This is a genomic window from Flavobacterium sp., from assembly GCF_044368625.1.
GTDB lineage: Bacteria > Bacteroidota > Bacteroidia > Flavobacteriales > Flavobacteriaceae > Flavobacterium.
On sequence record NZ_JBIPPD010000078.1, the window covers coordinates 1 to 12,990 of the forward strand.

15 protein-coding genes and 1 tRNA gene are annotated in these 12,990 nt (G+C 35.0%); 4 read left to right on the forward strand and 12 right to left on the reverse strand.

Annotation, left to right across the window (positions count from 1 at the left end; translation table 11 throughout):
* The coding region (locus tag ACIQ2X_RS07720) for a thiol-disulfide oxidoreductase DCC family protein (RefSeq protein WP_396178353.1) at positions 1-265 on the forward strand (265 nt) is incomplete at its 5' end.
* 75 nt (positions 266-340) lie between these two features.
* Here the strand turns inward: ACIQ2X_RS07720 and ACIQ2X_RS07725 are convergent.
* A complete protein-coding gene (locus ACIQ2X_RS07725) occupies positions 341-820 on the reverse strand; it encodes a Dps family protein (protein WP_396178354.1) in 480 nt (159 codons plus the stop codon).
* A gap of 108 nt (positions 821-928) precedes the next feature.
* Here ACIQ2X_RS07725 and ACIQ2X_RS07730 point away from each other — a divergent pair, with 108 nt between their 5' ends.
* Positions 929-1,870 (forward strand): LysR substrate-binding domain-containing protein, encoded by a 942-nt coding sequence (locus tag ACIQ2X_RS07730; protein ID WP_396178355.1) that lies wholly within the window; start codon positions 929-931, stop codon positions 1,868-1,870.
* A 27-nt stretch (positions 1,871-1,897) separates the two neighbouring features.
* Here the strand turns inward: ACIQ2X_RS07730 and ACIQ2X_RS07735 are convergent, their stop codons facing one another.
* The 4 genes from ACIQ2X_RS07735 to ACIQ2X_RS07750 all read right to left on the reverse strand — a co-directional run bounded on the left by ACIQ2X_RS07735 (position 1,898) and on the right by ACIQ2X_RS07750 (position 3,974).
* Positions 1,898-2,092, reverse strand: a complete 195-nt coding sequence (locus tag ACIQ2X_RS07735) for a hypothetical protein (RefSeq protein ID WP_396178367.1) — start codon at positions 2,090-2,092, stop codon at positions 1,898-1,900.
* 101 nt (positions 2,093-2,193) lie between these two features.
* Positions 2,194-2,862: a tRNA (5-methylaminomethyl-2-thiouridine)(34)-methyltransferase MnmD gene (gene mnmD / locus ACIQ2X_RS07740; RefSeq protein ID WP_396178356.1), complete on the reverse strand. Its 669-nt coding sequence runs from the start codon at positions 2,860-2,862 to the stop codon at positions 2,194-2,196.
* A 177-nt stretch (positions 2,863-3,039) separates the two neighbouring features.
* Entirely contained in the window at positions 3,040-3,483 is a 444-nt protein-coding gene (locus ACIQ2X_RS07745) for a hypothetical protein (protein ID WP_396178357.1), read from the reverse strand.
* Positions 3,483-3,974, reverse strand: a complete 492-nt coding sequence (locus tag ACIQ2X_RS07750) for a DUF4920 domain-containing protein (protein ID WP_396178358.1) — start codon at positions 3,972-3,974, stop codon at positions 3,483-3,485. Before ACIQ2X_RS07750 ends, ACIQ2X_RS07745 begins: the two co-directional genes overlap by 1 nt.
* 253 nt (positions 3,975-4,227) lie before the next feature.
* Between ACIQ2X_RS07750 and ACIQ2X_RS07755 the strand changes: the two genes are divergently transcribed.
* A complete protein-coding gene (locus ACIQ2X_RS07755; RefSeq protein WP_396178359.1) occupies positions 4,228-5,298 on the forward strand; it encodes a branched-chain amino acid aminotransferase in 1,071 nt (356 codons plus the stop codon).
* 40 nt (positions 5,299-5,338) lie between these two features.
* Here the strand turns inward: ACIQ2X_RS07755 and ACIQ2X_RS07760 are convergent, their stop codons facing one another.
* Positions 5,339-5,722 (reverse strand): hypothetical protein, encoded by a 384-nt coding sequence (locus ACIQ2X_RS07760; protein ID WP_396178360.1) that lies wholly within the window; start codon positions 5,720-5,722, stop codon positions 5,339-5,341.
* 136 nt (positions 5,723-5,858) lie between these two features.
* On the opposite strand from ACIQ2X_RS07760, the gene ACIQ2X_RS07765 reads away from it, so the two are divergent.
* Entirely contained in the window at positions 5,859-6,074 is a 216-nt protein-coding gene (locus ACIQ2X_RS07765; protein ID WP_396178361.1) for a hypothetical protein, read from the forward strand.
* A 96-nt stretch (positions 6,075-6,170) separates the two neighbouring features.
* Here ACIQ2X_RS07765 and ACIQ2X_RS07770 read toward each other — a convergent pair.
* From ACIQ2X_RS07770 to ACIQ2X_RS07795, 6 genes are all read right to left on the reverse strand, one after another.
* Positions 6,171-6,251 (reverse strand) — tRNA-Tyr (locus ACIQ2X_RS07770).
* A 179-nt stretch (positions 6,252-6,430) separates the two neighbouring features.
* On the reverse strand, positions 6,431-7,555 hold the full coding sequence (locus tag ACIQ2X_RS07775; protein WP_396178362.1) for a redoxin domain-containing protein: 1,125 nt from the start codon (positions 7,553-7,555) through the stop codon (positions 6,431-6,433).
* 507 nt (positions 7,556-8,062) lie between these two features.
* Entirely contained in the window at positions 8,063-9,217 is a 1,155-nt protein-coding gene (locus ACIQ2X_RS07780; protein ID WP_396178363.1) for a redoxin domain-containing protein, read from the reverse strand.
* Positions 9,218-9,433: 216 nt separating this feature from the next.
* Positions 9,434-9,874 (reverse strand): KTSC domain-containing protein, encoded by a 441-nt coding sequence (locus ACIQ2X_RS07785; RefSeq protein ID WP_396178364.1) that lies wholly within the window; start codon positions 9,872-9,874, stop codon positions 9,434-9,436.
* 330 nt (positions 9,875-10,204) lie between these two features.
* The gene (locus ACIQ2X_RS07790) at positions 10,205-11,989 is read right to left on the reverse strand and encodes a chloride channel protein (RefSeq protein ID WP_396178365.1); all 1,785 of its coding nucleotides are present in this window, start codon (positions 11,987-11,989) and stop codon (positions 10,205-10,207) included.
* Positions 11,990-12,084: 95 nt separating this feature from the next.
* A complete protein-coding gene (locus tag ACIQ2X_RS07795) occupies positions 12,085-12,672 on the reverse strand; it encodes an ACP phosphodiesterase (protein ID WP_396178366.1) in 588 nt (195 codons plus the stop codon).
* Between the last annotated feature and the right edge of the window lie 318 nt (positions 12,673-12,990).

Genomic DNA, 12,990 nt, shown 5'->3' on the forward strand with positions numbered 1-12,990 from the left:
CTACCTCAAAATCGATAGTTCGAAAACAGACAGCATCATTTTGTATGAACCAGGACAAGCGTACTTTTATAAATCAGATGCCGCTTTGGAAATCCTAAATTCGCTTGGTGGTTTCTTAAAATGGTCGGTTATTTTTAAAGTCATTCCATCGGTTTTACGAAATCCCATTTATGATTATATAGCCAAAAACAGGTACAAATGGTATGGGAAAAAAGACGCTTGTATGATTCCAACTCCTGAATTAAAGGCAAAATTTTTGAGTTAATTTAGAATAAAAAATATTGAAATAAAAAGCCGTTTCAGTTTCTGAAACGGCTTTAGTAAAATTATTATCTACAACTTACAAACTTTCTTCAGACCAAGCTCTCATCATCCAAATTACTTTCTCTTGTTCAGCAATAAAGTCGCTCATCATCGCATTGGTTCCTTCATCATTGATATCATCTGACTTGTTGAGGATTTCTCGTTCTATTTTTAATAAATCAGACAAAGAGTCAATAATCAGCTGGACTGCTTTTTCATCATTCGAAATAGATTTACCTACTTTCAATTTGTTATGTTTTATATAATCTTCAAAAGTGTGTAAAGGACTTCCGCCAATAGTTAAAATTCGTTCGGCAACCAAATCAACTTTTAATTGTGCATCATTATACAATTCTTCAAACTTAACATGTAATTCAAAAAATCGTTTGCCGCGAATGTTCCAATGAATTCCTCTCAAATTCTGATAAAATACCTGAAAATTCGAAAGTAATACATTTAAGTCCTTAACCATTTCTTCTGATTCTTTTACTGGTAATCCCAAAATATTCGTTTTCATAATTATTTCTATTTTAAAATAAAGTTGTTTAAAGTTACAAAATATTTAAAGGTTTAAAGTATAACTAAAACTTATTGTTTTCTTAAATTTGCTAAAAATAATACTATAATGACCATCACTCAACTCCAATATGTTCTGGCTGTTGCCGAACACCGAAATTTTACCTTGGCTGCCGAAAAATGTTTTGTCACGCAGCCTACATTAAGTATGCAAATTCAAAAAATCGAAGAGGAATTAAAAATTCAAATTTTTGACCGTACCAAAAAACCCATTCAAATGACTGATATTGGGGAGAAAATTGTTGCGCAAGCTAAAAATATTGTAATCGAAGCCGACCGGATTAAAGATATAGTGGAGCATCAAAAAGGCTTTATTGGAGGCGAATTTAGATTGGGTATTATCCCTACTATAATGCCCACTTTATTGCCTATGTTCCTTAACAATTTCATTAAAAAATATCCAAAAGTCAAACTGATTATCGAAGAACTCAACACAGATGAAATCATTAGCCGACTCAAGAATGGCCATCTTGACGCTGCAATCGCATCTACACCTTTGATGGAAGAGAAATTAAAGGAAATCGTATTGTATTATGAACCTTTCGTAGCTTACATACCCGAAAATCGAAGGATTGCGGAGAAGAAGGAAATTGAAATTAGCGATTTGAATATTGATGAAATTTTGCTATTGCAAGACGGACATTGTTTTAGAGACGGTATATTAAATTTGTGCAAAAATGCTAATGCGGGTTTGGGAACATCATTTCAGCTGGAAAGTGGCAGTTTTGAAACTTTAATAAAATTGGCCAATGAAGGCTTAGGCACTACTTTACTTCCTTTTTTACACACGCTAGATTTGCATGAAAAAGACAAAAAACATCTGCACCATTTTGCAGAACCAAAGCCAGCTCGAGAAGTAAGTTTGATTTTTCCAAAAACGGAGCTAAAAATTCACATTATTGAAGCATTACGATCCACGATTGCTGGAGTAGTAAAAGGTGCGATTGTTTTCCATAATGTACAAATTATAAGTCCGTTGCCCAAAAAATAAAAAAGGAGCTTTATGAGCTCCTTTAAATTAGTTTAATAATAAACGACAATGATGTAACTCTGGTTTTTCCTGAGTGTATTGCAACAACCAATCTTTCAACTGTTCGATTTCGTAAGGCAATAACACTTTAAGTGCTTTTTTAAGTTCTTTGCAAAAGAGTGAAGGATCGAAGCTTACTCTTTCCAAAACATTTTTTGTGTAAGTGAACATGGTTTTCTTCATAATTTCCGTCATCCTATTTTTTTACAATTGTTGAATATCAAATTTAAACAATTTTACGATACTCCTAACAAGCCAAAAGTTAATAAAAACAAACAAGAATGTTAAACTTGCTTTTTAAAAGCACGAAACATTTCCCTTTTTCCTGGAGGTCCCGCGAGTTTTTCAACAGTAAAACCTACTTCTACCATACTCCTTTTGACCACACCTCGAGCCGCATAAGTCACTAGAATGCCGTTTGGCTTTAATGCAGTGTACATTTTTTTAAAAATTGCTGTACTCCATAGTTCGGGTTGTACCCTATAACCAAAAGCATCAAAATAAATTAAATCAAACTGGTCTACATCAGTAATTTCATTAAAAAACTGCTGACGCTTTGTTAAACAAAATTGATCTGAAAGGTTTACAGGAAAATTCCATTCACATGTATGCATTTTTTGAAAAAAAACTTCTTTATCTGTAGCGTCAAGTTCAGCAACGTAATTCATTTGAGCTATTTCATCAAAAGCTACTGGATAAGCTTCCACACCCGTATAATTGACTTTCATGTTTCTATCCTCCGCTTCTAGCAAAGTGATAAAAGCGTTCAAACCTGTGCCAAAACCAATTTCCAAAACAGCAATTTCATCCTGTTCAAATTGTAGAAAACCGTTTTTAATAAATACGTGCTTTGCTTCTTGAATTGCACCATGCTTGGAATGGTAATTTTCTTCCCAATCCGGTAAATAAATAGTGGTCGAACCGTCAAGCGTTTGAACAATTTCTCTTCTCATCAATTCCAGTCGTCATTTCAATATTAATAACATTTAATTCAAGTAGTAGAACGTTTCCCGCAACTGTGGGTCGGGCGTTCCGCTGTATCTTTAGCTTTGTTTCATTTCGCTACAAGATTGCTCCGAAACTTCGTTACATTCAATAACGTAAAAGACAGTTGCAAATAGAACCCAACACTATTTTATATACAACTTTTTGATTCTTGGAATAGGCCCGCCACATTTCACTTCATGACATTTTATACAAGCATCAATGCCGTTGTTAAAATGCTCTTTTGCATTGTTCGGATCTTCATAAATCAATTCTTGTGCTTTTATAAAATGAGCGGCTTGTTCTTTAAAAAAAGCATCATTTTCTTGCTTATCGGTCATTACAGCTGCATGAATTTTCAAAAAATGATTTGGAAATTTGCCTATAGTATCGCCCTTTTCAATTCGTTTTTTCAACCGCTCATTGTCCACGTACATTTGCTCCATAAGCAAGGCCATCTCCGACATTTCGTACATGTCAAACTTTTTTTCTTCTGTACTCGAATTGGTTTTTACATCTGTAACTTCCTCACGCTCTTTGCAAGAATAGCAAAGTTGGATTACAACAAGAAATAGGATGAATTTCTTCATTATTTTTGAATTAAAACACCGTTAGCTTGAAAGGAATATTTTACTTCTGGCGATGTAATCGCTGCAATTTCTGCATCTGTTTTACCGCCGTCTTTAGCATAATGACGTAATTGATCAACCGAAATACTGTCCATAAATGCTTTGCCACTCACGATAGCTTCGCTATTGTCGGCATTTTTAGGTACAAAAAAAGCATAATCTTTGAACTTCACAAAGGTTTCTTTATCGTCCGCTAATTCCATCGACATCCAACAACCTTTCTTTTTACAAACTTCCTTGATTGTAGATTTAAATTTGACATCTATGGTATCGCCAGGTTTCAATGTTTGATATTTTTCTAGCATTTCCTTTGCAGAAAGGGCCTCATTTGCTTCAATTTTTTCACCAAAGTTTGCGTAGGCAATTTCCTTATCGATAGGTAGTTTAGCTTCCTCTTTTTTACAACTTACCAACATTAACAATGTGCACGATAAAATAAAAATATTTTTCATAAAGTTTAAATTAGTTATTTGTTGACAAAAATAGTTAGATAATTTCAACTTTTATGTTTTTATAGAATGAAATACGTTAATATTAAACAATCTGAATAAAAACAGCCCTGAAATTATTAATTTCTAAAAAAACATCTCTGTCAAAACTATTCTGATGTTAATTTACTATTTTAGCAACCTATAAATTTAGTAACGGTTTGCCAAATAAAACAAAGCTTATTTTCCAGACATTTACAACAAAAAGATTTTTTACATGAGTTCCAATACTGCTTTATCCATCGATATTTCAAAAGTTTCCAATAGCAAAATTAACGAGATCGATTTTGAAAATCTAACTTTCGGATCCGTTTTTACCGATCATATGTTGGTTTGCGATTTCAAAGACGGTGCATGGCAAAAACCGGAGATTAAACCCTATGCCCCATTTTTAATGGATCCATCTTCTAAAGTTTTTCATTACGGACAAGCTATTTTTGAAGGAATGAAAGCGTTCAAGGATGAGGAAGATGCGATTTGGCTTTTTAGACCGGATGAAAACTTTAAACGGTTTAACAAATCGGCGGTTCGGATGGCAATGGCCGAAATTGATGAACAAATTTTTATGGAAGGCTTGACGCAGTTGATCGAATTGGATAAAGAATGGGTCAAAAAAGGTCTAGGTAATTCGTTGTACATCCGTCCGTTTATGATTGCTACGGGAAAAGGAGTTATTGCTTCTCCTTCGGCAGAATACCGTTTTATGATCATCCTTTCTCCTGCCAAATCATATTATTCTGGAGAGGTAAAAGTGATTATTGCCGAACATTACAGTCGTGCTGCAAATGGCGGCATTGGTGCTGCAAAAGCGGCTGGAAATTATGCCGGACAGTTTTACCCAACTGGTTTAGCAAATAAAGCAGGTTTCCAACAAATTATTTGGACCGATGATGCCACCCATACCAAATTAGAAGAAGCAGGTACTATGAATGTGTTTTTTAGAATTAAAGACACTCTATTTACGGCTCCAACGAGTGATCGAATTTTAGATGGAATTACTCGAAAAAGTTTGATTGCACTTGCCGAAAAAAACGGAATTAAAGTAGAAATTCGACCAGTGTTGGTTGAAGAATTACTCGAAAGCAGTAAAAACGGCGATTTAAAGGAAATTTTTGGAGCCGGAACAGCTGCAGTAGTAAGTCCAATTAAAGGCTTTTCTTACAAGGACGAATACCACGAAGTCCCTCAACAACTAGAAGATTCGTATGCTTTACGATTAAAAGAACAATTGAATAAAATTCAATACAATTTAGCCGAAGACACTTTTGGCTGGACTGTCAAAGTATAAAGATTTTAGAGCAGTGTAAATTAAAAAATACACTGCTTTTTTATTTAAAAATGTTTTCAAAATTGGGCTTAAAATAATTAGGTCCTTTGATTACTTTTCCATCTTCCCTGTAAATAGGTAATCCATCGTGATCCAATTTACTCATATTACTCCGCTGTATTTCTTCAAAAACGGCTTCAATTTTGTCCTGCAAACCGTGTTCCAAAATTGTTCCGCACAGAATGTACAACATATCGCCTAAAGCATCGGCTATCTCGATTAAATTGTCGTCTTGAACTGCTTGCAAATATTCCTCATTCTCCTCTTTCATTAAATGGTACCGCAGTTCATTTTTTGCAATCCCTAAACTCGCCACAGGTTGCTTGCTAAAACCAATTTTAAATGTTTCGTGAAATTGCTTTACAGCTTCTAATTGTTTTTTCATATATAGTTATTTCTTTTTTTTATCGTTCTCCCAACACAACGGGACAAACCATACATATCATCGCATCACTTTTTCGTCATCCTCATTTCTTAGTAATCAAATTTATAAGTAGGATACACCCAAAAATAGGGATTTAATGATTAATTTTGCAAAAAAAAATAATATGTTTAGTCAAGGTCAATTAGTTTTTGCTGGATTGTTTGCTGTTTCTTTTATCGCATTGATGGTTTACAGTTATGCGAAAGACAAAAAAACCCACGACACTTTTTATAAAAAAACCTACATTGTTCTTTTGTGTTTTATACTTTTTATCGCGATTCTTTTTGCAATTAAAACATTCTTAAAACATTAAAAATTCATCGGAGGTTTGGCTTTTTTGTAAAACAAAAAAAACAAAGAAGAAAAATAATGGCATAAAAAAAACCTGAAAATTTTCAGGTTTTTTTTGTGGGGAGAGCAGGATTCGAACCTGCGAAGTTTTCACAGCAGATTTACAGTCTGCCCTCGTTGGCCGCTTGAGTATCTCCCCCTGCGTTAAAAACAACATCGTGTGTTGTTTAAACCGGTTGCAAATATAGCAACGTTTTCGGTGTTTACAAACATTTTTTAAAATTAATTCCACACTTTTTATTAACCAATTCATAATTAAATACATAAAAAAAAACTCCTTTCGGAGTTTTAACCATTTTTTTACAAAACAGCAGTAATTTATTTGTTTAAAAGGGATGCAATCTTCGCTCTTAGTTCTTCTCCGCGTAAGTTATTAGCGATAATAACGCCTTTATCATCTAAAATATAGGTAGCTGGAATACTTTTGATATTATACAAAACAGCAATTGGATCTGTCCAAAACTGCAAGTTGGAAACGTGCGACCAAGTCAAATCATCTTTGGCAATTGCTTCTTTCCATTTTGCACCATCTTTATCTAATGAAACACCGATAATGTTTAATCCTTTGGGATGAAATTCTTTGTACAAGGCCACAACACTTGGATTCTCCTTTCGGCACGGTCCACACCAAGAAGCCCAAAAATCGATTATGGTAACTTTTCCCATGGCTTGTTTCAGAGAAAGCGTTTTTCCTTCAGGTGTGGGAGCTGAAAAGTCAGGCGCTGTATTACCTTCCGATAAATCCTTGAAATTTCCGATTTTAGTTTTAATAGAAAGTCCTGGTTTTGTGTTTTGCAATTTACTGGATAAACTTCCATAAACAGTTTTGATTTTTTGAATATTTACCTCGGGCTGGTTAAACATATTGTCTAACAATAAAACCGATAAAAATGAATTTGGATTTTTTTCGGGATAAGTAGCGGTATAATTTAGTAATTCATTTTGCAAAATTCCAAACTCATCCATAAGTTGCTGAATGGTAGCATTGTCCTTATTGGATTGTGCCGTTTTCATTTTTTCGGCGTTATCAGCTTGAAACTTTTGTAATTTTTGCTGTACACTCTGAGAAAAAACGTTAAACTTTTGCAATTCAATATTATCGGGAGTTCCTCCGATTTTACTTTTTGCAATACTGTCTTTGTATATGGTGAAAGTAATCGAGCCTTGATCTAAAATAAAGGCAATTTTTCCTTCAAGTCCTTTTATTTGAATAAAATTTACGGCAGGCTCATTTGTAGTACCGCTCATTACAAAAGCGCCACTAATAATTTTGGCGGAGTCCATTGCCATAATGCCTTTTACTTCATCTTGGCGCTCCAAATAAACCATCGTCCCGTCTTGTACTCCTTTTGCTACACCACTTAAAACAAAATTTGGCTTTATTGGATTAATAAAAGACATCAATCCAAAAGCGGCTGCGGTAATTATAAAAACTTTTTTCATATGTAAATATTTATTGTTTTTTGTTGGTCTCCCGATTACTCGGGACAAGTTCCCAATAGCTATCGGGAGTAATTGCTTCAACTGTTTGTCCCGATGATTTTCGGGACTCGGGCCGCAAATATCTTCATTTGGGTTTATCGCATCGGATACTATTTTATTTGGTATTCAATGACCCTACCTTGCGAACTGGCGAAGCATTTTCAATTGCATCGCGTTTCCGTTATGCGCATTTCATATATGTAAAATTTCATTTTTTGGCGGTCGTATATGGTAACGTCTTTTTATTCATTAGTGCTTATCTCACAATATTATAGTTTTCATCGGTGCTCGATGACCCGAGCTTGCGAACTGGCGAAGCATTTTCAATTGTTTGCGCAAATTTGTTGTTAATGGCGATTTTCTAGTTATTCATTTTTGAAATAATTGACATTCAAAAACACAACCAATGTAAAACTAAAAACAAAAAACGAATAAAAAAAGCCATGTTTCCATGACTTTTTAAAAATATTATTTTAAAATTGAAGCTACTTTTGCTCTAAGTTCGTCGCCTCGTAGATTTTTGGCAATAACTACACCTTTTTCATCTAGTAAAAAAGTAGCTGGTATTCCGTCCACATAATAGCGCTGTGCAATTGGATCTTCCCATCCTTTTAAATTTGAAATATGTGTCCAAGTCAACTGATCTTTTGCAATAGCTTCTTTCCACTTATCCGCTTTTTCATCCAAAGAAACTCCGATGATATTCAATCCTTTGGCATGAAAATCTTTGTACAAAGCTACAACACTTGGATTTTCCTTTCTGCAAGGTCCACACCAAGAAGCCCAAAAATCAATCAGTGTTAATTTTCCTAGAGAACTCTTTAATGAAGTGGCTTTACCTTCTGGATTTGGAGCAGAAAAATCAGGTGCAACAGTACCAATTTCTACGGCTGCGGCACTTGTATCATTTTTTTTTTCGGCTGTTTTCACGCCGTCTAATGATTTCTTAATATTTTTTCCCTCTCTGGTATTTTTCAAAACCGGATCCAAATTTTCAAACATTTTTGTAGCACGAGCCAAATCGAAAGACGGATCACTCAAAAATTGTTTGATAAATAACAAAGAAATATACGATTTTGGATGTTCTTCCACGTGCTTTAGGGAAATATCCTTAAATTCATTTTGAAAAACTTGGTATTCTTTTGTCAATGCATTCATGGTTACGGTGTCGTTGGTCATTTGTGCCGTTTGAATTTTTGACATATTTGATTCCTGGAATTTTTTCACTTTATCCTGGATTTTTTCTGTCAGCTTAGCATATTTTACCAATTGTTCGTTGCTGTATGTGCCGCCTACGATACTTTTGTAAATGGTATCTTTATTGACCTCAACCGTAATTTTTCCTTCTTCAAGGATAAATGGAATTTTAGTGTTTGATGAGTCAATTTCAATAAAAGACAAAGCCGGTTCCACTAATTTTCCTTCAAACTTGAATTTACCTTTTTCAATTTGAACGGTGTCCATTTGTATCATTGTTCCAGTAGAATCTTGCTGTTGCAAATAAACGTTCAAACCATCGCGTAATCCATTTCCATTTCCTTCAATTACATATTCATTACTTCCTACTTGGTTACAAGAAACTATGGCTGTAACTGCAAGTAATGATAAAATTATTTTTTTCATTTTTTGTAAATTATTTTTTTTGATTTTTTTAGACTGCAAAAGTATTTAATTTTATAATGTTTGAAGCATATCTATTAAAAAATTATTATTTATTTATCGTTTTAATGTACGGCATTTTGCCACAAAAAAACAATTATCCATTCCGTTTGTAGTATTAAAAAAAAAGGATTTAGCTTTTGAAACTAAATCCTAATGTATATTGTGCTCAATTTTTGATTATTCCTGATTGGTTGTTTTTCTCCAAGGAAATGCATTAAAAATATGACGTTTTGCAAAACGTGTTGGCGACTCAGCATTTACCATTTTAACATAGGTAGCTTTAGGAACGCTGATGAATTCATAAATACTTCCGTTGGAAAAATCAATAATTAAACGACCGTCGACAAATTTATAATCCGTGATTGTAGCGGTTGCAACTGTTGCAGTAAATTCTGGTTTTAATTGCGCAATGGTTTCTGGATTAATACTAACCAATTGGTGGTAAGCCTCGATTATGGATTTACTTTGTTCTTCAGCAGCTTTTAAACCTGCATCATCTCCCGAAAACTTATCCGGGTGACTTTCTTTCATTGCATTACGGTAAATGGTTTTTAACTCTTTCAACGTAACTGTTTTGTCTACATTTAGCAACTTTCTGTATTCGACGATTTTTTTCATAATTAAAATAGCAAAATTGTAAACTTAGTCTCTTAAAGAAAATCGGTCTCTTTAATTTTTACAATTTTTTGCAAAGGTAGTTTTTTGTTGCATATAAATCAACAAGTTGTAGCGGTTTAAAAAAAATTATTAAAAATTGAGTGTTAAAATCCAAAAACGGCTGTTTTTCAATGGCTCGCGTGAAGGATAACCCCCGAATTTTCGGGAGAGCTCTCCCGATTTTTCATCGGTAAGCGGGAATCAACAGCCTGACGCCTTGCTTTGTTCCAACTCTTAGGATGAAAAAAGCAAAGCAACACCCCCAAAAAAATTTAATCGTAGTGGGAAATCTTATTCTATGGTCATCGACTTCAATTTGGTTCGGTAGGATTCCAATGCAACTGCTTTGGAAATAAAACCGTAATACTTCCCGTTTCTCACCACAGGCAGGAAGGTCATTTTACTTTCTTCAAACTTTTTCATTACCACTTCCATGGTGTGAAAAGGATACACAATTGTTTCCGGTGCATGCATTACTTCTTTAACATAAGTATATTTTACTTTGAACTTGTTAAAAATAATCTCGCGGATATAATTAAAGTGTACGATTCCCAACAACTCCTTATCTTTATTGACAACTGCAAAAATAACTTGGTTGGAATGCGAAATTAAATCGACTAATTTTTCTAAATTCTCTTCGGGGGTAATCGTAAAGTAGTCCGTTTCGATGATGGAACTGGTTTCGATTGTGGATAAAACATTGGTGTCTTTATTACTGGTAAATACTTGACCTGTTGTGGCCAAATGTTTGACGTCCATCGAATGCTTTTCGAAACGCTTTGAAACCGCAAAACTAATGGACGATACAATCATGAGCGGAATCATCAGGCTGTAACCGCCTGTAATTTCGGCAATAAGGAAAATCGCAGTAAGCGGTGCATGAAACAAGCCGCTCAAAACACCCGCCATACCTACAATTGTAAAATTGCTTACCGGAAGTTTATCCAGTCCAGAAAGCGTAATGAGTTGCGAAAAAAAGTAACCCACATACGACCCCAAGAATAACGAAGGGGCAAAATTGCCACCGTTTCCGCCGCCACCTAACGTAAAACCTGTTGCAAACACTTTTAAAAAAGCCGCAGCACCTACAAAGGCGAGAAGCACCCATTTATTATCCCTAAATTCACTAAAAAGTGTGTCTTGCAATAAAACACTCGCGTCGTTCTCTGATAAGGTTTTGATACTCTCGTAGCCTTCACCAAACAAAGTAGGGATGATAAATATTAAAACAGCAAGTAAAGAAGCTCCAATCAATGCACGCCGATAAGGTGTTTTTTCGTACCGATGAAAAAACCGTTCAATTTTTTGAAACCAGCGGGCATAATAAATAGTAATCAAACCAATGATGATTCCCAACAAAACATAGTATGGAATATTGGTATAATCAAAAACTTGTTGCTTGTTAAAAGACAACAGCACATTTTCTTTGAGTACAATAGCAGAAACCAAAGCGCCCGTTGCAGCAGCAATCATAATGGGTGTAAAAGCTGCGATACTCACGTCAACCAAAAGCACTTCGATGGCAAAAAGTACTCCCGCAATTGGGGCGTTAAATGCTGCGGCAATTCCGGCGGCAACACCGCAGCCGATGAGCAAGGTCCTGTCTTTGTAGCTGAGTTTGTACCGCTGGGCAAAATTAGATCCAAAAGCCGCTCCTGTAATCGTTATGGGGGATTCCAACCCTGCCGAACCGCCCAAACCAACGGTTAGCGAACTCGTGATGATTTGAGCATACATTTGCTTTTTGGGCATGATACTCGCTTTTTTGGCCACGACATACATAATTTGCGACGTCCCTTTTTCTAATTTTCCACCCAAAATTTTATCGATAACAAATACCGTAAGAAGCATTCCGATGAAGGGCAAAATACTGTTAATGTAACTCAACTTTATAATCCCGTTGATGTATGTTGCAAATACAAAAACCCAATGTGCAAAAGCTTTTAAAACAATTACTGCAAAACCCACTGAAATTCCTACCAACACACTTGCCACGAACAAAAACTGTTTGTTTGTCAATTTTGCCTGGACCCACGCGAGTAAGGATTCTAGTCGGTATAAATATTTTTTGAGCATTTGAAGCAAGCATTTTTTAGAAGAGGGGCGAAGTTAAACGTTTTTTAAAATTTCAGCAAGAAATCATTTCAAAATCAGATTTTGCACAAAATAATTCAATCCCATTCGTTCATTTTTTCTTTGACAAAAGCTTCCATTTCGGCAAAAAATTGGGTAAACTCCACCTCAAATTCGGTGTAGTACAACGCCAATTCTTGGACTGAAAATTGCATTTTCGACTGCAATCGGGTCCGGCGGTCCATATTGTATAAAATGTGTGTAATTCCGGGAACCGTAGCATACAATAAAAGCCAGTTTTCGGACTTTAATGTAGGTAAGATCATTTTGAAACGCGGCGTTAGGAGGTGGAAGTTGTTGTCCAGCAAAGTGTAGAAATTCGCCGCAAAATCCGCTAAACTCACCTTGGAATAACTGGAAAAATTTTTAGCCAAAAAATGATCGTACAAAATATCCATAATCACCCCCGAATAATGACCATAATGCTCGTGCAAGCGGTGTTTGCTTTGTCGGAAAATGGGATGAAAATCAGTAAAACTGTCGATTTCTCGGTGCAATCGAATGCCCTTTTGAACACCAGCAGGAAAGGCATCAAAATTTTTTCCGTGAATGCCATCTGCCATAAAATTGCCAATTTTAATATGGTCGTTTTCGCCCGACAAGTAAATATGTGCTAAGAAATTCATGCTTAAAGGTAGTACATTTCAATCAAAATTTTCAGGATTTACTTTTTTTTGGGCGTTACCCTCCCGGTTTTTTATTCCATTCTAGTTTTCTTACGCAGCAATTCACGGATATTCAGCAATTTTGGAGGAGGGTCAGGCCGTTCACTCCCGCTTTAATTGCTTAGTAGAAAGCAATCTTTTCTATGAGATTGCTTTCTACTAAGCAATTAAGTGTAAAGTTTCACAACGTTATTGATGAGAGTTGATTTTAATTTAGATTCAAATTTAGGATATTATTTTTAAATTGATTGGGTGTTATCTTGAATATTTCAGGTTTTA